At 39.9% G+C, this 24,828-nt stretch carries 17 protein-coding genes; 5 read left to right on the top strand and 12 right to left on the bottom strand.

Annotated elements, in window-relative coordinates:
- Window positions 1–47: 47 nt before the first annotated feature.
- The 7 genes from CA265_20495 to CA265_20465 form a co-directional block, all read right to left on the bottom strand.
- On the bottom strand, window positions 48–920 hold the full coding sequence (locus CA265_20495) for a hypothetical protein (GenBank protein ARS41904.1): 873 nt from the start codon (window positions 918–920) through the stop codon (window positions 48–50).
- Entirely contained in the window at window positions 917–2,455 is a 1,539-nt protein-coding gene (locus CA265_20490) for a hypothetical protein (protein ARS41903.1), read from the bottom strand. The genes CA265_20495 and CA265_20490 overlap by 4 nt, the downstream gene beginning before the upstream one ends.
- Window positions 2,452–4,068, bottom strand: coding sequence for a hypothetical protein (locus CA265_20485; GenBank protein ID ARS41902.1), 1,617 nt, complete (start codon window positions 4,066–4,068; stop codon window positions 2,452–2,454). Before CA265_20485 ends, CA265_20490 begins: the two co-directional genes overlap by 4 nt.
- Window positions 4,058–5,455, bottom strand: a complete 1,398-nt coding sequence (locus tag CA265_20480; protein ID ARS41901.1) for a restriction endonuclease subunit S — start codon at window positions 5,453–5,455, stop codon at window positions 4,058–4,060. The genes CA265_20485 and CA265_20480 overlap by 11 nt, the downstream gene beginning before the upstream one ends.
- A gap of 283 nt (window positions 5,456–5,738) precedes the next feature.
- Complete coding sequence (locus CA265_20475) at window positions 5,739–6,179, bottom strand: hypothetical protein (GenBank protein ARS41900.1); 441 nt, start codon at window positions 6,177–6,179, stop codon at window positions 5,739–5,741.
- 65 nt (window positions 6,180–6,244) lie between these two features.
- Complete coding sequence (locus tag CA265_20470; GenBank protein ID ARS41899.1) at window positions 6,245–9,136, bottom strand: DNA ligase D; 2,892 nt, start codon at window positions 9,134–9,136, stop codon at window positions 6,245–6,247.
- A gap of 33 nt (window positions 9,137–9,169) precedes the next feature.
- On the bottom strand, window positions 9,170–9,328 hold the full coding sequence (locus CA265_20465) for a hypothetical protein (GenBank protein ARS41898.1): 159 nt from the start codon (window positions 9,326–9,328) through the stop codon (window positions 9,170–9,172).
- A gap of 263 nt (window positions 9,329–9,591) precedes the next feature.
- Between CA265_20465 and CA265_20460 the strand changes: the two genes are divergently transcribed.
- Entirely contained in the window at window positions 9,592–10,686 is a 1,095-nt protein-coding gene (locus tag CA265_20460; protein ARS41897.1) for a hypothetical protein, read from the top strand.
- A 6-nt stretch (window positions 10,687–10,692) separates the two neighbouring features.
- Entirely contained in the window at window positions 10,693–13,464 is a 2,772-nt protein-coding gene (locus CA265_20455; protein ARS41896.1) for a hypothetical protein, read from the top strand.
- A gap of 27 nt (window positions 13,465–13,491) precedes the next feature.
- Here CA265_20455 and CA265_20450 read toward each other — a convergent pair whose 3' ends face one another.
- The 3 genes from CA265_20450 to CA265_20440 all read right to left on the bottom strand — a co-directional run bounded on the left by CA265_20450 (window position 13,492) and on the right by CA265_20440 (window position 17,074).
- On the bottom strand, window positions 13,492–14,850 hold the full coding sequence (locus CA265_20450; protein ID ARS41895.1) for a hypothetical protein: 1,359 nt from the start codon (window positions 14,848–14,850) through the stop codon (window positions 13,492–13,494).
- A 46-nt stretch (window positions 14,851–14,896) separates the two neighbouring features.
- Window positions 14,897–16,465, bottom strand: coding sequence for a hypothetical protein (locus CA265_20445; protein ARS41894.1), 1,569 nt, complete (start codon window positions 16,463–16,465; stop codon window positions 14,897–14,899).
- 156 nt (window positions 16,466–16,621) lie between these two features.
- Window positions 16,622–17,074, bottom strand: coding sequence for a hypothetical protein (locus CA265_20440; protein ID ARS41893.1), 453 nt, complete (start codon window positions 17,072–17,074; stop codon window positions 16,622–16,624).
- Between the two features lie 129 nt (window positions 17,075–17,203).
- On the opposite strand from CA265_20440, the gene CA265_20435 reads away from it, so the two are divergent.
- Together CA265_20435 and CA265_20430 are read left to right on the top strand one after the other, a co-directional pair.
- On the top strand, window positions 17,204–17,800 hold the full coding sequence (locus tag CA265_20435; GenBank protein ID ARS41892.1) for a hypothetical protein: 597 nt from the start codon (window positions 17,204–17,206) through the stop codon (window positions 17,798–17,800).
- A 182-nt stretch (window positions 17,801–17,982) separates the two neighbouring features.
- Complete coding sequence (locus CA265_20430; GenBank protein ID ARS41891.1) at window positions 17,983–19,467, top strand: hypothetical protein; 1,485 nt, start codon at window positions 17,983–17,985, stop codon at window positions 19,465–19,467.
- On the opposite strand, the gene CA265_20425 is transcribed toward CA265_20430, so the two are convergent.
- Both CA265_20425 and CA265_20420 read right to left on the bottom strand, forming a co-directional pair.
- A complete protein-coding gene (locus CA265_20425) occupies window positions 19,439–20,494 on the bottom strand; it encodes a magnesium chelatase (protein ID ARS41890.1) in 1,056 nt (351 codons plus the stop codon). The two genes, CA265_20430 and CA265_20425, sit on opposite strands and share 29 nt — an antisense overlap.
- 372 nt (window positions 20,495–20,866) lie before the next feature.
- Entirely contained in the window at window positions 20,867–22,204 is a 1,338-nt protein-coding gene (locus CA265_20420) for a signal recognition particle protein (protein ARS41889.1), read from the bottom strand.
- Window positions 22,205–22,396: 192 nt separating this feature from the next.
- On the opposite strand from CA265_20420, the gene CA265_20415 reads away from it, so the two are divergent.
- Entirely contained in the window at window positions 22,397–24,820 is a 2,424-nt protein-coding gene (locus CA265_20415) for a hypothetical protein (GenBank protein ID ARS41888.1), read from the top strand.
- Window positions 24,821–24,828 lie beyond the last annotated feature (8 nt).

The following is a 24,828-nucleotide window of genomic DNA, read 5'->3' as shown; positions in this document are numbered from 1 at the left end:
GTGATTATCTATAAGAAGTCAAGTAATTTAAAGGCGGTTCCATCAAGTTAGAAATATTCATTTAGCCACAGAAACTCGGATTTTGCTATCTGAAGTGCGCAACGCTTAGCGCCAGCATAAGGGGCTTCATCAGATATTTTCATATGGATATCTGCGATAGAATTATCAAATAGCGTCTTTTCATGATCATAATCATTTTTCCCTCGAGCTTCCCATATCTGATAAATCGCATTGGCAGTCCTAATAACTATTCGAAGCTCTTCCATAGCGTTGGCTCTCTTTATCATGAGTTCCTGTTTGTCTAAATGAAACAACCAAATTGTGACTTTCATCCGCCTCTGTTCATGTGTAGTTGGATTCCGTTTCCAGCCTGTAAATCCTGGAACGCCATCAGGACCAAACCACATTAAGGCGACGTCAGTAGGAGAACATGGATCAAGGGGTAAAACAGTTTCAGTGATTAAACTAATTTGCGTTCCTTCAATTGCTCTATTACCAATTATGGGGAAATAATCCCATTTCCCTCCATTTGTTGTTTCGTCAACCCTACGTTGATTAGCATGCATACTTGAAAAACGAAAATTGCCATGATCAAATGCCAGCCACCAGTATCCTTCAGATTCCGAATTTATGCCAATCAAAGCATCAGGATCTATCTCCTTGACCCGACCTTTTGGGCGGAAATGATCCACATTTGGATCGCCACCAGTGAGATCAACCTCAGAATACCAGCATTTGTTTCCAACTACCCCTCTCAACGTATTGACTAAGTGTTGATTTCCCCACGTTTCTGCCCTTTTACTATTGATAAACGCTGCACGTTCCGCAGGGGTCTTTAACATAAGTTCTGCTTTTAAACGAGTAGCATTGCTTATCCATTGTGCTGATGGTCGAATACGATTTGGATTTATATATATCATTTTTTTGTCTCGTTGGCCTTGGTATAAAGTAATGATGCTAGGTTTTGAATTGCTTGATATTTTAGATCGAGATCAGTATCGGACTTTACTATGAGGTCTAATGTTTCTTGATAGGCCAATTTGGCTATATTTCTGTATGGATCAGGGGAAGTGTCAGTCGCGGCTAACCCAGGTACTATCTTTCTCAGCCTCGAAAGATGTTTGTTTTTTGGAGCATATTCTTCCATTTGTGACACCTCATATATTCGTTTTAAAACCTTCAAGCTAAATGTATCAAGCTGACTTTCCAACCCATATAGCTCGCTAGTCAACACTCCAGCTACACCAGTTCCTCTAGGACTTTCGTCTGGTTCGGTAGAAGAAATGTTCCCAGAAGCAGATCGACTTAGGACTTTGATTTCTTGCTTCACCAGCCCGGCCACTAATAGAGGGTCGTGTGTTGCTAAAATTGTATGGCTATCTTTATTAATTCCTCCAATGTTTCTAAGTTGATTTAAATAATCTAACCCCCAAGCTGGATTCAAATGTGTGTCAGGCTCATCCAGAATATATAGTGAACCAGCATCTTGAGTAAATCGCATTAGTCCTAGAACGGTCAAAAGCTGCTGTTCACCCTCACTTAGTTGTCGAGTATGAATAGCGCTTCCCGCTCCTTTAACTTTTACCCTGATTCTGAAATCCGCTATCAGTTCACTTAATCTCATTGTGTCTAACGCTTGGAAGAAGGTTTTTGGATCACTTCCGTATTCAGAGGAAAGGTTGTGTAAAGCTGCTAAATCTGGCAAATGAAGATAAAAAAATTCCTTTTTCTCTCTATGACGAAAATCCGTAGATACCTGGGTGGTACGAGAAAATGGAGCTAGACTTTGTTTTTTAATATTGTTGAGCAAATCACCAACTGGTCCCTTTGCGCCCCAAAAATCATCAGGAGTTGCACCTTTCTTGGCCCATTCTGGACGATTGAGAACGATTAAAGCTGAATCGAATGATTCAATCCGTGGATAATCATTTAAAAATTTAACTATTTCTTTATCGTCAGAAAGATAAAAAGCCAGTAGTGCAAATAGTCCGTGTACTGGTCTAGCACAAATAAACCGTCGAAAAGCAAGTTTTTCACCTGACTTGATAGGAGTCAAGGTATTTTTTAATGCTGCCCGGTCATGAACTTTAAAAAGTTCTTCAAATCTGTCGCTCGCCCCGGAATAATATCCAACGATATATCTTGGAATAAAAGCCGCTTTTAATTCATTTGCACTAATCGTCTTATTGTCAACTTTCGCCTTCGGATTTTTATTTTTTTCAGCCTCAATTGATACAAATGCGCCATTTAGTGAGTATGATAATGAATAACTAAAAGGAGAAGGTTCTTTCAGGTCAATGTCTCTGAAAATTTTTATGATTGTTTCCAAGAGATTACTTTTCGCTGAGCCATTTTTTCCCAATAACACGGTAATATCTCGAGAACTATCAAATTCGATTGTGAATCCCTCTAGATTTTTCCAAGAGGAATTTATTGAGAGCTTAATGATTTTCATTTTAGGCTAATTAAACCTGTTTTCCCGACAGGAACGTTCAATATTTCTTCATCTCTCCCTTGGCGAAGTAATTCGAAAAAAACATCGATTTCTTCCTCCAATGAAGTGGCGCTCAACAATGTATTTGCGGGTGCCTCGCCGCCAAGTTTGTTCAGACAGGAAACCATTTCCTGCAAAGTCGTAATTGGTTGTGTTTTCAAAGTTGATGGTTTTGGTCGTTTTTCTTGGAATGAATTCTTGAGAAGATAAGACTTTTCTTTTTCGATTCGTAGAAATAATTTTTCAACAGGTTCGTCGTGTTTATCTAATTCTATCTGTTTTCCATCAAAGATCCTTTCCAGAGTATTTGCTGTAAGCATTCTCATCCTTTGATGTATTAAGTCAAGTTTATTCTGTAAAGAAACATTCAGTTTTTTTGTTCGATCATAGTTTATTACCAAAAGATCTTGTTGTGATCGAGGAGCTAAGGGAATTGGCAGGTTACCTAACACGGTAATGTTTATTGATGCCAAATTAACTGTTTGATTAGCGTTTTCATAAAAGTACTTTCTTGAAAAGGCAGTTTTAGTCATCATGGATACATACTCAGCAGAAGCTAATTCTAAATCTATTCTTGCACGAAATATGTGATTTTGATAACTGCAGTTTTTTATCTCCTCACGCCATATAGTCCCTCTTCCTAGTTTGTCGCGATCTCCTCCTTCAGTTAAGAGAAGGTCGCCGTTTCGTAACATATACCTATCTTTCTCTGAACTTTTTATATGTATGGTTTTAATCTCATCTAAATTTAAGAAACCGTCTTGCACGTTAGCCACCCGCAAATAAGGCACTTCAATTGTTGGAGATTCTTTAAGGTTTCGGCCCTTAGTTACACCCCCTTGTATTTTGGCAATATCTTTCAAAAGAATCCATTTCCATCCCAAAGGTAATGTAGTCAATGCTTGAAGTGGCAGGCTAACATTCTGTTTTGAGGCTTGTTGATTTTGTGCTTCTTGCAGATCTTGTTGAGGGCCGTTACCTCCATGTAACAACTCGGCGATTTTTGATCTTTCGTACAAGTTTATTTTTTGCGAGATTGTATCAAGACGTTGTTTTATATTTTCACTTTTTTGAAAAAGTTCATCGAGCTTTTTTACAATACGCTGTTGTGCCTGCAATGGCGGAATTGGTATTTCAAAATTTTTTAAAATGGACTGGCTTATGTTCAACTGAGCACCACCTTTACCAAGGAGAAGTAACTTAGGGCGCTTGAACATTAGATAATAGTAAATATATTTTACAGGAATACCTCCAAATATTTGAGTTGTAAATGCTATTGCTTGGTTGGTTGCCAATTCAACGTCAGCTATACCTAGCTTTCCGATGCTTCCATACATTGCGACTAATAATGATCCAGGCTTGACGATTTTAGCAGAACTATTTTCTAGACCAAGCGCAGTTATGTGCTTCGATGTTTGGGTAACATTACCATCGTTGAGGTCTCCGATAATCGCCCAAGGAAGTTCTCCGCCATAGTAATCATTGTTACTACTTGTAGGAGTGCCTCCGGATGCCCAATTGGCAACCTCTCCTAAGGTGCTATATTTCCAAGATGATTGCGTGTTATTTGTCATTTGATTCTAGGCTGTCGAAAATGGATTTCAGTTCTTCAAGCAAGCTTTCCGTCTCTGCGATCGCTTCCGATAATAAATCATCCGGTGCTAGGTGATTGTTCGATTCGTCGGTATTAGGATTAATCCAACTTATATTAAGATTAAAATTTCTTTCCTCAATGTTTTTAATATCGAATTTTTTAAATCTCTCTGTTTCGAGACGTACCCCCTTTCCATTGGGATCATCTCCATAGCAATTTTCAAAATCTTCAAAATGAAATGGGCTTAATGGACGGTCTTTTTTCGTTATTCCAGGAATATTTGTACGAGCGTCGTATATCCACACCTGTTCCGTAATCGCATTTTTTTGAAAGAAAATAACATTTGCTTTAACACCTTGAGCATAAGGACTAAATGTGCCAAGTGGAAGCTTAAGAATAGTATGAATGTTGACATTCTTCATTAAGTATTCCCACAATTCTGTTGCTTTATCTTCAAATAACACACTATCTGGGAGTACTATCGCAGCTCTACCCGAGGGTTCTAAAATTTCGTAGGCATGCTGAATAAAATTTAGTTGCTTATTACTAGTCTTTATGGCAAAATCTCGATCAGGTATTTGGTTTGAGCCTTTTGTTCCGAACGGGGGGTTTGTTAAAAGGCAACTGCAGGTGATTTCGTTAATAGGAATCGGTTCGTAAATAGTGTCGCCCAAGATGATTGTTGGTTCGAGGCCATGCAAATACATGTTCATCAAAGCAAGCCTTCTTGGCCTAATTACGAGTTCCTGCCCGATATATGTGTTGTTAACTAGCTTTTCTCTTTGAAAATTTGTCAATTTGTTGATTTCGTTTGATGATTTCCACCATGCGAAACTTTCTGTCAAGAAACCAGCTGTTCCACATGCGATATCCGAAATTTTAAAATTTGGTGACTCAAATGGATCAGGCTTCATTACTTTTACTATAGCTTGAATCAAAGGCCTGGGAGTAAAGTACTGACCCGCTCCCTTTTTACTTTCATTTGCAGCTCGTTCTAATAAACCCTCGAAGGTAGCACCTAACACGTCTTGGTTGTAGCTGTGCCAGTTTATTTCATCAATTAAATTAAGTAATTTTCGAAGACTTGATGAGTTATGGATCTTCGCGATAGGCTCACTAAAAATATCCTTTAAAATACCACTTTGGTTACTCAATTCTCGAAGGATAGAATTGTAGTTACTTAGAAGGTCACTGTCGGGACTTTGGATTAATGTAGCCCAGTCACAACCATCAGGGATTTTCGTATCAATCTCCTCGGCTAATTTCAAAAATAGTAAATATGTTAACTCTTCAATATAGTCGTTATAATCAACTCCTTCATGACGTAATGTATGGCAAAAATTCCAAAGTTTATTAACTAAATCCATCCATAAATATATCACTTAAAAATTGGTATGCACAATACTACATCCCAAATGATTGTAACATGCTTTAGGTCAAACAAAAATTTTGCGGGGTAAGAATGAAGAACTACACGAAAACAAGATTTATTGCGCTAGTTACTTTTTTCACGGATTTGCTCCCAAGCATACATAAAACCGTCACTTAATTTATTATATGATCCTCAAAACTCTCCTTGTATTGAAGTGAAGATACAACCGGAGGCTGTTGGAATAGAACGCACTACACCTAGAAAGTTTCTACCAATGTCTAATTTATCCCTACAATAATAAAGTACGCATCGTTTTCTTTTTTTACCATCAGATCCAGATGTTCCTCGAATGTCACCAGGTTCAACACCTCATCCTTAAAAAAGGTTGTGAACACTTCCATATCGGTATCAGCTTTTACCAGCAGTTCAAGGGTTTCGCTGGTCTTCCATTCGTTGGAAACGATTTCAGGATAAGTACCCATCAATAGCGAAGGAAATTCTTTTCTGGAAAAAGCTTCGGAAAGATGTACCGCTATCTCCCACATATGGGGCTCAAGCTCGGAGTCATTGGTTTTCAACTGCATACCCCTTTGTTCATCCTGCCACATGCTGCCCGCAAACTTTCCGTCAAGCATAACGCTATAGCATTCGCCAGCTTCTTCAACCGTTGCCTTTATAGTTCCCTTATCTGTAGGGAGGTCAAAAACATATCTTTCCATGGTGGTAATTTTTATAATAAATGCTTGTAGGCTTTTTTGTTTTAGCGATAAAATAACCTTAAAAACTAGGTGAAGTTTTCCTGGGCAGATGAGAGCACCTTTTGCATATCTATTCCCTTTCCCAGTACTCCCGTAAATAGGTCGCCTGTTTCTTTTAATCTGTCGATAGCGTTAAAGATGGTAAAATCGCGCATCTTCAATCCCCGCTTGACTTCTTCCCAAAGCAGCGGCATAGATATGGTCGCTCCTGTTTTTGGCCGTAGCGAGTAAACGCCCGCAATGGTCGCACCGGGCCTGTTCTGCAGAAAGTCAAGGTACATCTTTCCGCCCCGTTTGGAAATGCTACGCTCCAGCGTGGTGAATTTCGGAAGTTCCCGGTGCACCTGCCGGACAATAAGGTTGGCAAATAATTGCGATTGCTCATAGGTGTATTTTGCGCCTAAAGGTATGTAAATATGGATGCCGGTTGAGCCGGAGGTTTTGGCAAAGCCTGGAACGCCTATGCTATCAAGCACATCCTTGGTTACCTGCGCGGCCTTGATCACCTGCTCAAAAGTATTTTTATCGGGATCCAGGTCAATCACGCAATAATCTGGATAATCCGGAGAAGCTGCCCTGCTGAACCATGGGTTCATTTCAATGCAGCCCAGACTTGCCATCCATAAAAGTGTTGCTCTATCACTGCCCAATAAATAGCTTTTTTCCTCGCCCTTTTCATTGGTATGCGGCATGGTGCGCGCCCAAGAAGGAGCGGTTTCCTTTACGTTCTTCTGGTAGAAGCTTTCCCCGTGGATTCCGCCAGGAAACCGGTTCAGCGACATCGGCCTGTCCAAAAGATAGGGAACCATAAACGGCGCTACTGCATCATAGTAGTTGAACATATCGCGCTTGGTGACCTTATCTTCCGGCCAATAGAGTTTATCCAGGTTGGTAAATTTCAATATATGGCCGTCAATTTTCTTTTCCTGGACCTGAGAACTTCCTTCCAGCAGGGGCTTTGCTGTTTTTAGGCTTTTGCTCTTAGCAGGTTTTGTGGCCTTGGCTGGTTTTGCCGGATTTTCTTCAGACAGCTTGTGGTCCAGTTTCACTTCCTGCACAAGTGTCTGAGTATCTGCTTCAAGCTCCAAGATAATTTCCTTTGGATCTTTATCTTTTCTTAATCCCTTAAAGGAAGCCTGGCGTACCTTGCCATCGCCGGTCAGCTCAGCAAATTCTATTTCGCAGATGAGCTTTGGTTTCAGCCAGGTTGGCCGTGCGCCAAGCCGCTGAGGCCGGAACTGGGATGGTTCATCTACATCCGGCGTGGTTTCAAAAGGACAGGTTTTGGTGGCGAGTTTATCAAATTCCGCCATCAGTTCCTTTTGGGTGGCCTGGTTAAATCCGGTGCCAACTTTTCCAATATAGTTCAGCTTCCCTTTGACATCATAAACCCCCAAGGCGAGGGCGCTAAAATATTTTTCGGTGCCTTCGTTTCGCGTGTAGCCGCCGATTACAACTTCCTGCCTTCTCTTGGCCTTTATTTTCAGCCATTCCCTAGACCTGCTGTCGGAGGAATAAAAGCTGTCTGCCCGTTTGGCTATAATACCCTCTAGCTTCAATCGTTTTGCGGCATCAAAAAAATCTATGCCCGAGGTCAGGTAGGCCTGGCTTAATTTTATGCTTTCATGGTATTTGGGTATGATGGCTTCCAGTATCTGTCTGCGCTGGCTAAGGGGCAGCGATAATAGTGAATACCCCTCGAGCCAGACAATATCGAAAAGATAGTAATGGAGTTTGGCGCGTTGGGTATTCTTCCAGTTCTGTAGGGCGCCGAAGTCTGCCGAGCCATCATTCTTCAGCGCAACTATTTCTCCATCCAATATGGCGTTGGTTTTAAGCACACTTAGCGATTCTTCTACGCTGGAAAATTGTGTAAATAGTAAATTGTTTCTGGAATAAATTTTTGTTCCATCTTTCTCTAAGTATGAAATCGCACGGTAGCCGTCCCACTTGATCTCATATAACCATCCCGGTTCATCAAAAGGTTCATCCACTAATGTTGCTTTCATAGGTTTTAGTCCAGTTGGCATTGTGGCGTTTTCTCCAGAGCGGACAATTTCCTGAATTTCGGGTGAAAGAGTATCTAGAAATCCCTTGGCTTTTTTCGACGTGGTTTTCTGCGTTTTTATGTTTTTCTTTAGTGACCTGCCAGAAAGCTCAATCCATACGGGCGCGTGGTCGCTAGCCCCTCCCCAGCCCCGAACGTGTTTATCAACATTACCAGCCTTTAGCTTTTCTGCAAGATCTGCGGTTAATAAAAAGTGGTCTAATCTAAGTCCGGCGTTTCGGTCATAGGCTTTTCGCAGGTAATCCCAATAGGTGTAAATGGCTGATGTTGGGTACAGGGTTCTAATGGCATCCGTCCATCCCTGATCCAAAAGTGATTGATAGTTGGCTTTAATCTCTGGCCTAAAAAGTGCATCGTTTTTGTATTTCTCGGGCTTATAGGTGTCAAGGTCGGTCGGCATAACATTGTAGTCGCCAATCAGCATTACGGAAAGGCCAGTTGCGATCAAGGTTTGGGCGTGATCTACCAGCCTAGAAAACCAGCGCTTTTTATATTCATATTTTGGTCCCGGATATGGATTGCCGAAGGGAAGGTAGATGCAGCCAATGACGGTTTCATAGGTAAAAATTTCCAGATACCTGCTGTGGGTATATTCATTATCTTCCCCTGGCAGGTCATTCCTGAGTTCCTTGATTTCTTTTTTGGATAGTACAGCAACTCCGTTCCATGCCTTTTGCCCATGCCATTTGGCGTGATAGCCGGCATCGTTTAGTTTTCTCACAGGAAAGGATTTGTCCTCACATTTGAGTTCCTGTAGGCATACGATATCCGGATCGGCTTCTTTCAGCCATTTTAGAAGCGTATCTATGCGCCCATTTACGCCGTTTATATTATAGGTGGCAATCTTCATGCGGCTAAAAAAAGCCCCTTTCGGAGCTTTTCTCTATTTCACTTTTTTTTCAATGTCTTTTCGTTGGTTACCGGCGCTCGATTTGGCGTCTTTAACTTTACTTGGTTTCACATCTAGCTTATTAGCTTCGTATTTGATTTCGTGGTCCTGATTGGATACCGAATTGCGTTCAACTTTTTTTCCTCTAGCCATAATGATATCTTTTTAGTTTAGTAAATAACACTTTTTACAAAAATTAGTTTCCACCACTCATACATATGATTTTTTTTTATTTAGATAACACATTTATCTCGCACCTTTAGTCGGGAGCTAACTAATGAATAATTAATTGCGTCAGGAATTTCAAGTAAATTGAAGACACGAAAACAAAGGGTTTTAGATATAGTTTGCGTGGTCGACAATTATTATTATTTTCACATTTTATATTTCAAAATCCATTCCTAAGCTCTCTATTAATGCGATATTTGACGGATCCCAAAATTGACGATCTTAAAAAAATTGTCAATCAGAAATACGGCGTAGCAGTGTTCATTGGCGCTGGCTGTTCCTCCGCGCTCAAAATCCCGCTGTGGGATGATCTACTAATCAGGCTCAACCAAGAGTTTAAATATTATCCAGATGATAAAGCGGTTTTAAGTGCCATCAAAATAGATGGTTATCCAAAAGTGGCATCGAATATCAAGAGTTTTTCAGTAGAAGATAGATATTTGGAACTAGTGCGGCAGCATACCCGACCTGTTGCATGTCATTTTACTTCGCTGCACATCGAACTTGTCAAAATGTCTAAAACCATATTAACCACTAATTATGATGAGAGTTTTGAAGAGACATTGAATGCACTTGGCCGATTTCATGCCGCATGTGATTGGCAATATACGCCTTCAACTTTGGGAAATTTTGAATATCGGGGAATGGGGACTGAAAGACATATTTATCATATACATGGATCTTCCTCAACTGGGGACGTAGTATTAACAGAGGAATCTTATTTTCGCCAGTACGAAAAAGCCCTTTCCGGGGTTCAAACACTCATTACCGCAGTCTTTTCAGCTTATACTACCGTATTTGTTGGATTTAGTTTTTCGGACAAGGATTTTATAAACTTTCTCGAAAAGGCTATCGAGGCAATTCGTGCCGAAAAAATTGGCGCCGGTGTTGCCACACAAAAACACTATTGTATTATGAGTGATAATCTGAGTAAGGATTATTTCACTATAAAAGAACTAGGACGAGATGCAACTGTAATCGAGGATTGGAATGCCAAAGGGATATTAATAAAAGATAGCGCCAAGATACCGGGAAAGACAGTTTTCACATTCCATCCAGATGCTTTGGCAATAATTGATGGGACCGACTTAGATGATTCAGCAAAAGAGCATTTGAGTTCGTTAGCCCGAAGTCTGGAAGATAATAAGGAAAAACTCGCCTTACTTTCAAGGCTGAATATCGAGCCAATCTATTTTGAAGGAAGAAACTATCTTCAAATTGAATACATTTTAAGAAAATTGAATGAACCTGTGGCGACATCTTCCGCTGCATTTACCCCATAGATAGTGATGAATATTATAGAAAAAATTAATAGGATTGATGAGCTATTTGACAGGGCAGTGCTGGAAAATGGGCCTGAAATGTTGGAGTGCTTGGATGAATCTGTAACTAGGTCCTATTTTATTAGGAAGCTAAGCGGAGCGTTTGACCCGGATTGGTTTACGTTTGCCATCAAAAACGGACTACTTTCATTTTCGGAAATACCGGAAGTTATTATGTCCGAAGATTCTGATGGCAAGCCGGTGCGAGGCTTTAAAAACTGGGAAGGTGCCTTTCCAATCGTTGAGGCGGCAAAAGCTCTGTCAAAGTTTCCAGAACTTACAGGCCTGCTGCTAAATATTATCGATGAATATATTGGCTTAGCAAATGAGGGACAAAATGACGATGCACGTAATTTTACAGTTGATTACCATATTGCGAAATCGATCCTTTTATTACCTATTGACCTTCTGATGGGCAGCCACCTAAAATTTGTATTTGATTTTGGTTTGACCCGAGATCGTTCGTTACTATCCAGAGAAATGGTCAGTTCGTTTTTCCCACGTGTCCTTCAAGCCAATAAAGGGATGGCGATGAATTTGCTTAACAGGTTCTTTACACCTGTCTTTGAGAAAAGGCAGCATCGGGCACATTCAGTCATTGATGATTATGCCCTTGAGAGCTTTTCCAAGACTGCACCAGATATGCTATATGAAAACTTGGGAGATGATGTGGTAAAATGGTCTATTGATAAGCTGAAAAGCGTAAGTGAGGAGCATAAATTTATGTTTAGCAAAGTCGAGCTTACTTCACTGGAGCCAGATCCACAAAATTCTAATGAAACAAACTTGAACTTTTCCTTGTCAAGGTTAGTGATAGAACTGCTTTCAAAGATGCAAAAGGACAAATTGGGGGAGCAATTATCAGTTTTTATCGTTCTAGACGATCATATCCTTTCTCGCATCGCATATTTTCTAATAGATCGATATTATACGGAGTTTTGCAGTCTTTTCTGGAAGCAGGCAAATCCTCTTAATAAATTCGAAGCCAAACTTGAAATCTATAGATTGATCTGGCGGCACTGCGACCATTTTTCCATTGAGGAGGTTAATACCGTTACCGGCTGGATAGACGATTTGGATGTAGATAGATCAGAGAATGAACCGGACGAACAGCATCAAAAATACCGAGCATATCGCCAGTTGGAATGGTATTTGGCTTTGGAACCAATACATTATAAATATTATGAGCAGGTAATCAAGCCATACAATCAGCTAAGAGAAATAACCGAAGGCTCGCAACCATCCCACCCTGGATATGATAGCTACTTTACGATAAGACCTGGCGGCGATTATAGCAGTTCCAATAGGATATTGGGGAAATCGGTTTTAGACGTACTTAATCTACTTGCAAATAAAGATAAATGGGACGGGTACAATATTTACGGACTGCAACAGGACCTAAGGGAATATGTGGTCACTTCCAATTCCGAAGTGGTAGTACAGCTCAATAAATTCGAATCATTGCCGATACCGTTCATCTATACTTTCGTGGATGGTTTTCGTGGGCTTGCAGAAAAAGGTGCGACCGTGGATGTTTCGCGATTTTTAGCTTTCCTAACTTTGTTAGTGGAGAATAGAGCAGATATTTGGGATCTTTCAACAGACGGACGTGACAAATCTGGATCGGTGGGAATGATTGCCTGGACGGTTCGTACTTTCATCAAAAGCAATGACTACAGTATTTCGATTGAACAGATCGAAAGCGCAGTAAACATATTAGTATTTATGGAAGCGGCCTACAGTGGTACTTTTGAATGGCTCAATAACGATCCGTTAAATGACATCATGAATTCGACGCGTGGGCATATTTATGACGCAATGATTGTTTGCTCGATGAGAAAGGTCAAGGTCCAGGGCGGTGAACCGTTTTGGGATGAGAAAGTAAAAGACGTTTTCACCAAACGCCTTTCGGAGAAATCTGAAAGTATCGAGTTTTATTGGTCACTAGGATTCAATGTGCCACAGATCAGTTATTTGGACATGGGTTGGCTGAAGAAATACGTAGATCTACTAACTGAAGTAAAAGAAGGCAAGTACAAGTTGCCTGTTTTCTATGGGTATTTGATTTTCTCTGGGCAGCTATACACAAATCTTTACGAGCTGTTTTATCCAGTTTATCACTCTGAAATCTATGAAAAGATAGAAAATGCTGTGATTGTACGCCGATTGGTTGAACACATCTGGATTGCTTTTGCAATTGGTCTCGATAATTCCGATGTATTGTTGAATGGCCTTTTAGACTCCGCCGATGTGCAAAAGCTGGGTTATCTGATTGATAGGATAAAAACTGTGGATGTTCTCCATCAGGACGAAAAAATAAGATATGTATGGGAAAGGTTACTGGCTGTTTCAGAAAACTCAGAAGATAAATACCTAAAAGAAAAAGCATTCGAAATGCTTTACTTCGCTGAGTTGCTGGGAGATTTTACGGAAGCAGATCTAGATCGTTTTAAAAGGACGATATCGCTCGAAAAGATAGATGTTAATACCTACAGGCTTTTGAAAATAGTTGAATCAAAACTTCGAAGCAGGGATTATGAAATAACAGGGAAATTAATGGATGTATTGTTGGAAAAGCTTCCTTCTGATGCCTATTTCGATGAAAGTAAAATGAATGAAATTATTGAAGAGCTTTACAAGAATGGAAAACAAGAATATGCCGATCGTCTTGCTATTGGTGCCGTTGAAAGAAGGAATTTTAGTGCGATTGAAATATACAATAAATACCATCAATCATAAAGTTCCAGACAATGAAACATTATTCGTTTAGCTAGCATCTTTTTGCCATGGCAATGGTTCGCCTAAACCGAACCAGCCACGCTTAATTCTGTTCTTGTAATTTCCTTTATATCCCAGTATGTGCAGGAGAGAAAGCTCTAGATACCAAAGGCCTAATTCTAATGCTTCAAACCTTTCCATACTACCAATATCTCTCAAGTCTCTCCGTTTTTTCTCCTGACCGTGAACAAGAGCGTTTCTTATCACGGTAAATACTTCAGCTCCATCTTCCATATCTGCCAACTTCATTAGGTTCTCTGACTCGACAGGGATTTCCCTGGGGATCGAAAGTTGTGATAGTAATAATCTTATCTTGTTCGAAGCTGCAATGTTACTAGCGTCACTGCCGAGGATTAGTTTTTTCTGTTCTATTAAAAACCAATTGTATACTAACTCTAAGCCTGTCTGCACGAAAATGATTGAGCCTTCGGTTGAACCATTGTTTGCATTTCCGTTCAAATACCAATGAATTGCATAAAGGAGAAAATCCTTTTTATCAGGATCTTTCCACATTTCAGAGAAATTCACCCAAATATCGTTGAGTCTGTTTAGACCTATAATATTTGACCAACGAGTTACTTCTTTGAACGGTTCGCAAAAGTAGCTCGAGAAGTCTTGCCAAATGATTTCATTCTCATGCTCTCCTTTCAAAAAATAAAGAGAAGTTTCTCTGCCGTTGATAAAACTTATAAAATTATGAAAAGACAAGAGGAGTTCTTCAACGTCTTTCAATGAAAACGGCCCTTTTTTACTCGTTATCTCACCACCACAGGTGAGTAGATATCCCCCGGATTTTTTGAGTTCTTCATACAATGTTTCGTATTTATCAGATTTGTCTATGACTATCTTGAAAGGACCATGTTCAAAAACCTGTCTGCCATTAAAAAAGTAAATAGACTCGGGGTGGGTCCTTTTAATTTTTTCACCGTCAGATATTAAAAGGTTCGGGATGGAGAAATGTATTCTTGAAACCTTTATTCTTGGATCGCCCAACACTGCCCTACCACAAAATCCGCTGAGATAATTCATGTCTTTGAAGCTCGTTACCCAAGCTTCGCCGAACAGTAAATCATCAATAATAATTTGGCAAGGTTTTGCCATGTTGATATGCACAGAAGGATGGGACTCCTCAAGTATTTGGCTGGTCTGAAATTTAGCCCTTTTTTCTGGAAACCAATTAAATGCTATCGTACCAAGAACGGTGATATTGATTTCTGCTTGCCTGATGGAGAATTGTCCTTCGAAAATGGGTACTGCTTGGTTTGCATTTTCCATGGCGTAGCTTGCTCCTATGTATTCTGGAAGCTGACTTATTTCTTTGTGATAATCAAATTCATTTTCTGTCATGATGAGAGGTTTAATTCATATACCAGTTATATTGAACGATGACGACCTATTTGTTTGAAATAGGTTGTATATTAAAAATTAGATGATAAATCTTTTTGGGTTTTATGCCAAATTGATGCATTGAACTATAGTATGTGAATTTTCCGTTGGGTACCAAATGTTCCGTCCAACTGTTGGAAATGAAGTTCATATTCTCTCGCATAAGAAGGTCTTTATATTGCGCAGAGATATCTTTGACCTGGTCATTGATCATCAGGATATAGCCTTCATGCTCAAAATCCGTTAGATATTTGGATACTTGAAAAGCAATTTCCTTTTTGTCATAGTTCCACCAGCCCTTGAATTCAATAACCTTTCGGGATAGCAACGGTTGATAGAAGGTCAAATCCATATACCCTTTTCCCATTTCTTCTTCGGCTACAACAGCCGCATCGGGAAATCTGGCTGAGAGGAAATTTTTAAAAGAATAGCGGACCATGGATTCTTTGTTTTTGCCGCCATTCAAAACATTGGCGATACATGGTTCATTGATGTTATTACGCTGGAAATGGCTGATCGCATCTGTCAAGCACTGACGGAATTGTTCATCATAAGTTGCCCCCCCGGCTTTTATCCTCAGTTCACTCACGAACTTTTTTTCCCCTTTCAGCCATTTTTTTAAGATCTTTAAATAACCATTCGCGTCAGCTTTATTAGATAATTTTAATTGTTCAATTTCTACTTTTCTATTTGCCGTCAATAGCTTTAGTTCTGCTGATGCTGTGTCGGTCAGGTGCCCTTTCTCAAATGAATTTGCCGCATTGAGTGTTGTAATAATAGCAAGGGTTGCGTCTTTAACAAAATCGAGCATTTCCTTTTTTGACTTCATTCCGACGGCGGTGACCCCTGAGTACATGTTGGTTTCCCCTGGCCCTTTGAGTACTGGTATTGCACTTTCAAATTGTTTTTTTGCAGCCGAAAGATAAGGTATATCAAACGGGAAAACACGAAGCCACTCCTGGTAAATTTGGATTAGAAGCCCCAAATCATATTCATTGTTGGTGGTTTGATTAATAGTTTGATTCGAAAACATTTCAGCGATTGCAGCATGTTTTTCGGCACTTAGGTCGTCAATGGACGTGAGGTTGCTTTTGACAATTGAAGTGTAATTGGAAAGTCCAACTGGTGGCCCAAAACCATGGGGCAATTGACCAAAACTTTTAATGGTTAAGTCGACATAATCTTTGATCCGTTTATTCCAGTCGACCTTATTCATGTTCTGTCTTATACAGTCTATCGTGAAAATGTAACTGTTCATTACCTTTGTCGGAATATATAGGTACTGTGACTTATCAAACCAATGGGCTTTGTATAGCTTCCGATGGTTATCACAGCAGTCTGGAAAACGATTAAAATCTTCTTTCAATGAGGTATAGAGCGATTGGTGGCCTTTACAGCAATCAGGAAAATTCTCGGGAATTTCAGCATTTTCCAACGCCGGTACTTCAAAGGCATCAATCCCAAAGTCATCAGAAGTTATCGTTGCAATTTTTCCAGCACTTACTTCCTTTGCTGCCTTGAGAGCAGCATGTGGATTAATAAAAACGATTGAGCCCAGCCCAGGAATTTTTTGCATTCATAAAATTATGAAATTTTGAGGTGTTACGTTTAAATTTTTATTGAATATCAAAAATGACGACGGACTTATAAACCAAGATGTTAGCAAATCCTGCTAAGCAATAATTTATATTTTATTTTGAGCCCAAATTATTTATCAAGTTGCAAAATGACGCTATTCCTTTGAAGAATATTGATTAAAATCCTTGGCAATCTTTGCGATCCCTGTAAGAAATAATGGTGGGATGAAGTAGATCCTGACTTTATTCTCTAGGAGTTGATGCCAGCCATATTCGTAACACATATAGATATCAATGCCTTCGTCTAGCCTGTAGATCCCAGTCATGAATTTAAATTCAAATCCCTCATCGCTGAGCTGCCAATTCTTAACGGGAGTGCCAGTTTCATTGAAAAGGCGCTTCAAAATTTGGTAATTACGCATAATAATCCTGTTAACCTGTCCAAAATGTTCAGGTTCCTTCCATTTTGAAATCTTCTTCTTCTCCCTGCCTGCGGCATTCCGGCATTGGTCGCTACAATAGAGTTTATCCTTGCGCCCTTCGAATAGTCGACTACATCCAGAATAAGCACAATTGCGGTCGGTGTCTTCATTCACAGCTAATTCCATAAAAATTAATCTTCTTGTCTTCCAGTTATTTAACCGATTTAAAAGCGCTTAAATCGGATTGGCTAATATACAACCGACTAATTGATTTTCAATATTGAGATTTGATAGGGATTTAAATATGAACAGGTTATGAGAAACAACACCATTGCATCGGAGTCTTTTTCATCGGGAAGGAAGAGCTTCTTTTTGGATTTTAAACTGGCCAGGAACAAAAGCAACTATATGCGCATTACTAATTTGGTCAGATATGAGGATGGAAGTACCAGGAAAGCCAGAATGTATATCTGGCAGGAAGATTTCGAACTATGGATTTCCGCGTTTGCATCGCTTTTTCAATCTGCAGCGCATGCAAGTGAGAAAGACGTCACCGTGTTTGACCTTTTCAACCAGAGTAAACAAATGAAAGATAGTGGAATAAAGTCATGGGAGCCTGAAAAGCGGCCGCGGGAAAAGTTTTTGGACAGTGGACCGGGAGAGATGACACTGGCTGAATTGATTGCAATGTTGATCGGCTCTGGAACTGCGGATGCCAATGCAATTGAACTAGGAGAAAAAATTCTAAACTCCGTAGATAATAATCTATCTAAACTCTCTGAACTAAGTCATACGGAACTAGCGAAATTTAAAGGTATGGGACTGGCAAAATCCAGTGCAGTACTTTCTGCTCTTGAACTTGGCAAAAGGGCATTTGGTTTTAAAAATCTATTAAATCGTAAAACTGTTTAAGAAAAATTTACGGTCGGTTTTTTGAACTCTGAGACAAATCTAATAACAATGCAAATTTTAAATGTAATAGCATTAAAATGTTCATTTTAACCGATACAGGAATGATTTTGGACGCATAATGTTTGCATAGGTATATTCACATTTGCCTGTCATCTATATTTTTAGTTTTAAAAAACATAGCTATGAACACAAAGAAAGTTGGTATCTGGATTAGGGTATCTACAGATTATCAAGTGAAGGATGAAAGTCCGGAGCATCATGAACAGCGCGCGATGTATTATTGCAAGTCCAAAGATTGGGAGGTCGTTGAGGTATATCGTTTGGACGCTATATCTGGGAAAACGGTCATGGAACATCCAGAAACCCAAAGGATGCTGAGCGATATTAGAAGTAAACGCATAACTGGTTTGGTTTTCTCAAAACTTGCACGACTCGCGCGTAATACAAAGGAGCTTCTCGAATTCGCAGAAATTTTTAGAAACGAGAAAGCTGATCTCATATCACTGGCAGAACAAATAGATACTAGCACACCAGCTGGGCGGCTTTTTTTTACAATTATTTCTGCGATGGCACAATGGGAGCGCGAAGAAATTTCAAGTAGGGTTGCCGCTTCTATTCCAGTTAGAGCAGAAATGGGTAAGCCGCTTGGTGGACAAGCTAGTTTCGGCTACCAATGGATAAATAAACAACTCGTCATAGACGAAAATGAAGCTCCTGTTAGAAAGTTGGTTTATGAGATATTTAAAGAGTGCCAACGGAAGAAAACTACTGCCGACAGATTGAATTCTCTTGGTCATCGTACCCGTAACGGTAGCCAGTTCAGCGATACGACAGTCGACCGTTTATTACGCGATACTACCGCAAAAGGTGTTCGCCTCGCTAATTACACGAAAAGCATGGGTAACGGGAAGCAATGGATTGTAAAGCCTCAAGACGAATGGGTGCAACGACCATGCCCTGCCATAATATCAGAAGAGCTTTGGCTAGAGTGCAACTCGGTTCTTGATGAGCAGAAAGTGAGACGAGTAAAAATCGGAAAACCATCAGAAAATCTTCTTGCTGGTATAGTCAAATGTCACTGTGGTGCAGCAATGTATGTTTATGCAAATACTAAAAGTTTCAGTTGCAGGAAATGTAAGAATATTATCCTAGAGATTGATATTAATGAAATATTTCAGGATCTTCTTAAACAATATCTTGAAGGAGTTACTCCACAAATGTTTATAGATGAGATAGAACAGGCAATCAAAAAAGATGAATTATTATTGGCAAATTCGGTTAAAAGCCTAAGTAGGATCCAAAAAAAGATGGATGAACTCGTTGAATTAAGAATAAGTAAAGAACTGGACAAAGAACATTTTGCGAACTTGTACAAGCCACTCGAGAAACAGTTTAATGAACTCAACCAATCAATACCAGAACTGGAGGCGAAGATCGACCTGACTAAAATTCAATTAAAGTCGAGCGACTATATACTCAACGAAGCTAAATCATTGTCTGAAAAATGGGATTTAATGGATTTGCCCCAGAAGAAAGCAATTGCAGAAACCATAACTGAATACCTAATTGTCAATGCCGGAGATATTGATTTGGCGCTCACCTATCTTCCCGGTTCTGCGCATAATTGTCCACGCAACCTCAGGGATTCATCGAGGCCACCAACATAAAGCTGGCTGGATATTCTACCGAAAACCTTGCCCTTGCAATGGCCACTTTACGGTCTTCTAAAGGTTGACGCATCACCTCTAAAACGGTACGCTTAAACTCAGGTAGTTCGTCTAAAAAAAGCACACCATTGTGGGCCAGCGATATTTCACCAGGCTGCGGGTTTATCCCGCCGCCTACCAGGGCTACATCGCTAATGGTGTGGTGTGGGGAGCGGTATGGGCGGATGGTCATTAAAGCATCCGCTGCAGAGAGCTTTCCGGCTACGGAGTGGATTTTTGTGGTTTCTAAAGCCTCATTTAAATTTAAGGGGGGTAAAATGGTGGGCAGGCGCTTGGCCAGCATGGTTTTGCCTGCCCCCGGCGGACCAATCAATATCACGTTGTGTCCACCTGCAGCAGCAATTTCTAAGGCTCTTTTTATATTTTCCTGGCCTTTAACATCGGCAAAATCGTGCTCGTAATTATTGATATTTTTTAAAAATTCTTCTTTGGTGTTTACTTTAACCTGTTCCAGTGTTTCAGTTTTATTAAAAAAAGCAATCACTTGAGCAAGGTTTTCTACACCATAGGCAACCAAATCGTTTACAATGGCTGCTTCGCGAACGTTTTGCCTGGGTAAGATAAATCCTTTAAAACTTTCCTGTTGTGCTTGTATTGCAATCGGTAAAGCTCCTTTTATGGGCTGTATACTTCCATCTAAAGAAAGTTCACCCATAATAAAATAATCTTCCAGTTCTTCGGCAGGAATTTGCCCTGAAGCGGCTAAAATGCCGATGGCAATGGGAAGGTCGTAAGATGAGCCTTCTTTTTTTATGTCGGCAGGTGCCAGATTGACCACGATTTTCTGCCTGGGCATGTGATAACCTGAAACCTTGATGGCACTAGCCACCCTTTGCAAACTTTCTTTTACGGCATTATCGGGCAAGCCGACCATATAGTATTTGGTCCCCGAGCTAATATTCACTTCGATTGTTATGGTCAGTGCATTTACCCCATAAACAGCACTCCCGTATGTTTTTACAAGCATTAATTTTTAATTAAAATAAAGCGGGATGTAAATTATTCGGGAATGAATATTGATTTGTACTAAGATAGTAATTGTTTAAATAAAAGCAATGTTTAGGTGTTATAACTTATATGCTTATAGCTTTGGTTGAAACCAAAGACAATGGTAGGTGGAGCGAATAATACTTTTGTATCACTTGCAGCAAACTTTGTTAATTAAACCTGCTTTCCTATGAAATACAACACGCTGATTTCCAAAAACCTTTAAATAAAAAAAATCCCAATCATTACTGATCAGGATTTGTATTTTTTGAGATGCTGACCCCGAAGACTCGGGACAGCATGACGTGCCTATGGGCCTTACGCCCTAAACCTTCTGCCTCAAAGCTCTCTACTATCTGCCGAATGGCATTTTAGGCATACCTTTCATCATGGCTGCAGCTGCTGCCGGGTTCGAAAACTGCTTCATCATTTTACGCATATCTTCAAACTGTTTAATCAGCTTGGTTACTTCTTCTACTTTACTGCCCGAACCTTTCGCAATACGTAAGCGGCGGCTTTGTTGAATCGCATCCGGGTTTTCTTTTTCAAATGGGGTCATCGAATTGATAATCGCTTCGATTGATTTAAATGCATCATCCTGGATATCTACATTCTTCATCATTTTACCTACACCTGGTATCATGCCCATCAGATCTTTCATGTTACCCATCTTCTTGATCTGCTGAATCTGGTTGTAGAAATCGTTGAAATCGAATTTATTTTTACGGATTTTCTTCTGAAGTTCTGCTGCCTCTTTCTCATCGAACTGCATTTGTGCACGCTCAACAAGTGAAACCACATCACCCATACCCAAAATACGCGATGCCATACGGTCTGGATAGAAAACATCAAGTGCTTCCATTTTCTCGCCGGTACCGATAAATTTAATCGGCTTGTTTACCACCGATTTAATTGAAAGCGCTGCACCACCGCGGGTATCACCATCTAATTTGGTTAAAACCACACCTGTAAAATCAAGCCTGTCGTTAAATACTTTGGCGGTATTTACTGCATCCTGACCAGTCATCGAATCCACCACGAATAAAATCTCGTGTGGCTGCGTTTTAGCTTTAACTTCCGATATTTCGTTCATTAAAGATTCGTCGATCGCTAAACGACCTGCGGTATCAATAATGATGACGTTATTTCCATTTTGTTTACCGTGTGCAATACCTTCTAAAGCAATGCCTACCGGATCGTTTGATGCACGGTTAGCGTAAACTGAAACACCAACTGAAGTTCCTAAAACCTCCAATTGATCTACAGCCGCCGGGCGGTACATATCGCCTGCAACCAATAAAGGTTTTTTACCCTTGCCTTTTAAATGCAAAGCCAGTTTACCTGCGAAAGTAGTTTTACCCGCACCGTTTAAACCTGCAATTAAAATAATGGTAGGATTTGCTTTAGTATCTAACTCTGTAACTTCGCCACCCATTAAGGCTGCAAGTTCATCGTTCATTATTTTGGTAAGCAATTGACCTGGAGAAACGGCAGTAAGCACGTTTTGCCCCAAAGCTTTTTGCCTTACATCATCGGTAAATGCTTTCGCTGTTTTATAGTTAACATCGGCATCTAATAATGCTTTGCGGATCTCTTTCATGGTTTCTGCCACGTTGATTTCCGTAATGCTGCCTTGTCCTTTTAGTACTTTAAATGCTCTGTCTAGCTTGTCCTGTAAATTATCAAACATCTTTTTTTAAGCTAAAGGCTTCATGCCGAAAGGCAAAAAGCTACTTGTTTTTAATAAAAGGCAAATGTATCAAATTTTGCTTGTAAATCTTAGCAACTCAAAGTCAAAACTTTAGGAAGATGAATATTAAATTTTTCTTTTGATGCAACATTTTGCTAAAGGCATGGTCTTATACCTAACTAACCTAAACGAATGAAACGCTGCATCCTCCTCTTTTTTATATTTATTTGTGCTTTTTCTCGAGCACAGGATATTTCAAAACAGCGCCAGTTAGCAGCAAAAAGAACCTCTCTAAGCCCCAAAATAGATGGTATTTTAGATGATGAGTGCTGGAATAATGTTCCCATAGCAACTGATTTTATTCAGATCAGACCAAATCCTGGAAAAATAGAAACTCCAGATCGGCGCACCGAAATGAAGGTGCTTTACGATGATGTGGCGATATATGTTTATGCCCGGATGTATGATCATCCTGACAGCGTTTCGCACGAACTGGTTTCGAGAGATAATATTGGCAATGCCGATTTCATTTCGATTATTGTCGACCCCTTTTATGATAAGATGAACGGAAATGGCTTTTTCGTTACCGCTGCGGGTGTTCAGTTCGATGCCAAATACTCGCAGGTTGGTGATGAAGATTCAAACTGGAATGCAGTATGGGAAAGTGCAGTTAAAATTGATGATAAAGGCTGGACTTGTGAAATGAAGATTCCTTATTCGGCACTGCGTTTTTCCAGTAAGGATATTCAGAACTGGGGTTTGAATTTTAGCCGCAGGGTGCAGCGGAAAAACCTTCAAACCTTTTGGAATTTTGTAGATCCTAAGGTAAACGGCTTTATCAATCAGGAAGGCTTGTGGATGGGTATAAAAGATGTTAAACCGCCGTTAAGATTATCCTTTTCGCCCTATATTTCGGCCTATGTAAACCATTATCCGGTTAATTTACCCGGCGTAAAAAATACAACCTCACGGTTTAACGGCGGCATGGATGTTAAATATGGAATCAACAACAGTTTTACACTCGATATGACTTTGGTGCCCGATTTTGGGCAGGTACAATCTGATAACCGGATATTAAACCTCACGCCTTTTGAAGTGAAATTTAATGAAAACCGACAGTTTTTTACCGAAGGAACAGAGCTGTTTAACAAAGGCGACCTGTTTTATTCCAAGCGGATTGGCTCCATACCTTCTTATTATAATTATAGTGAGGTGGTCAGCGGCGATAAAATTGTAAAAGATCAAACGGAGGCCAAGGTATTAAATGCGACAAAAATTTCCGGACGTACAGCTAAAGGGCTGGGCATTGGTATTTTTAATGCCATTACCAATCGCATGGAAACCGAGGTAGAAGATGCGCAGGGTAACCTTCGTATGGTCGAAACGCAACCACTTACCAATTATAATATTCTGGTTTTCGATCAGTCGTTAAAAAACAACAGTTCGGCTACTTTTATCAATACAAACGTGCTGAGGCAGGGTTCTGCTTACGATGCCAATGTAAGTGCCTTGCTTTTCAATTTAAATAATAAAGGCAATAAATATTTCGTAAACGGTGGTGGTAAAATGAGCTATTTACGGGGTGAGGAGTCGAGTACGGGTTATAGTTATACCTTACGGTTTGGGAAACAGAGTGGCAATTTTACCTGGAGCTACAATCAGGTGTATGCTGATGATAAATTTGACCCATCAGATATGGGTTTCTTTACCAATAACAACTTTTTAGATCAGCGGATAGGCATTGGTTACAACGTATACAAGCCAAGCAAATGGTATAATCAATTTGAAAGCTGGCTTAATCTGACCTATTCCCGCAGGGCAATACCGAGTGCTTATCAAAAAATCGGTACAAATGCAGGATATTGGGTCCAGTTTAAAAATCAATGGTCGGCAGAATTAGACTTAAGCTGGGATAGAAAAAGTAACGATTTTTATGAGGCACGAAACGGACAGTTGTACCGTGCACCTGAAAACTACGGCATTAGCCTGTATATAAACCCCAACCGTGCCAAGGCCTATAATTTTGGCGGAAACGTTCGCTATTTTGAGCAACAGCTTTTCGGTGGCAAACAATATAACTTTTACTTTTTCCAGAATCTGAGGTTAAATGATAAGATTGCTTTTGGACTAGACCTGAATTTCAACCCGAATTATAACTATGTAAACTGGGTAACTGCACAGGGAGATCAAGCTATTTTCTCTAAATACGACCGCAGAACGGTAGAAAACTCATTTGATGCTAAATACACTTTTACCAATTTAATGGGACTAACGGTGGTACTACGACATTATTGGAGTGATAGAAGAAATAAAGAATTTTATTTGCTTAAACCTGATGGCAACTTAACAGCATATCAAGGGGCAACATTAACCGGAATGGATAGGAACTATAATGTGTTTAATATTGATTTAATTTATACCTGGCAATTTGCACCGGGGAGTACCCTTTCTGTTTCGTACAAGGATGCAGCCGAAACTTACGATACCTTTTACACACAGCGTTACGATAAAAACCTAAGCGGGATTTTAAATGCGCCCCAAAATAACAGCCTTTCAGTAAAGGTGTTATATTATATTGATTATCTCGATTTAAAGAAAAAGCGGAAAAAGGATTAAGTTTGGTC

The sequence above is a fragment of the Sphingobacteriaceae bacterium GW460-11-11-14-LB5 genome (genome assembly GCA_002151545.1).
In the GTDB taxonomy this organism is placed as follows: Bacteria; Bacteroidota; Bacteroidia; order Sphingobacteriales; family Sphingobacteriaceae; genus Pedobacter.
This window is presented reverse-complemented; position numbering and strand designations above follow the sequence as displayed.

What these genes read in the sequence shown, in the direction of transcription:
- CA265_20495 (ARS41904.1), bottom strand. Translation starts at nt 920, where the DNA reads ATGATATATATAAATCCAAATCGTATTCGACCATCAGCACAATGGATA.
- CA265_20490 (ARS41903.1), bottom strand. Translation starts at nt 2,455, where the DNA reads ATGAAAATCATTAAGCTCTCAATAAATTCCTCTTGGAAAAATCTAGAG.
- CA265_20485 (ARS41902.1), bottom strand. Translation starts at nt 4,068, where the DNA reads ATGACAAATAACACGCAATCATCTTGGAAATATAGCACCTTAGGAGAG.
- CA265_20480 (ARS41901.1), bottom strand. Translation starts at nt 5,455, where the DNA reads ATGGATTTAGTTAATAAACTTTGGAATTTTTGCCATACATTACGTCAT.
- CA265_20475 (ARS41900.1), bottom strand. Translation starts at nt 6,179, where the DNA reads ATGGAAAGATATGTTTTTGACCTCCCTACAGATAAGGGAACTATAAAG.
- CA265_20470 (ARS41899.1), bottom strand. Translation starts at nt 9,136, where the DNA reads ATGAAGATTGCCACCTATAATATAAACGGCGTAAATGGGCGCATAGAT.
- CA265_20465 (ARS41898.1), bottom strand. Translation starts at nt 9,328, where the DNA reads ATGGCTAGAGGAAAAAAAGTTGAACGCAATTCGGTATCCAATCAGGAC.
- CA265_20460 (ARS41897.1), top strand. Translation starts at nt 9,592, where the DNA reads ATGCGATATTTGACGGATCCCAAAATTGACGATCTTAAAAAAATTGTC.
- CA265_20455 (ARS41896.1), top strand. Translation starts at nt 10,693, where the DNA reads ATGAATATTATAGAAAAAATTAATAGGATTGATGAGCTATTTGACAGG.
- CA265_20450 (ARS41895.1), bottom strand. Translation starts at nt 14,850, where the DNA reads ATGACAGAAAATGAATTTGATTATCACAAAGAAATAAGTCAGCTTCCA.
- CA265_20445 (ARS41894.1), bottom strand. Translation starts at nt 16,465, where the DNA reads ATGCAAAAAATTCCTGGGCTGGGCTCAATCGTTTTTATTAATCCACAT.
- CA265_20440 (ARS41893.1), bottom strand. Translation starts at nt 17,074, where the DNA reads ATGGAATTAGCTGTGAATGAAGACACCGACCGCAATTGTGCTTATTCT.
- CA265_20435 (ARS41892.1), top strand. Translation starts at nt 17,204, where the DNA reads ATGAGAAACAACACCATTGCATCGGAGTCTTTTTCATCGGGAAGGAAG.
- CA265_20430 (ARS41891.1), top strand. Translation starts at nt 17,983, where the DNA reads ATGAACACAAAGAAAGTTGGTATCTGGATTAGGGTATCTACAGATTAT.
- CA265_20425 (ARS41890.1), bottom strand. Translation starts at nt 20,494, where the DNA reads ATGCTTGTAAAAACATACGGGAGTGCTGTTTATGGGGTAAATGCACTG.
- CA265_20420 (ARS41889.1), bottom strand. Translation starts at nt 22,204, where the DNA reads ATGTTTGATAATTTACAGGACAAGCTAGACAGAGCATTTAAAGTACTA.
- CA265_20415 (ARS41888.1), top strand. Translation starts at nt 22,397, where the DNA reads ATGAAACGCTGCATCCTCCTCTTTTTTATATTTATTTGTGCTTTTTCT.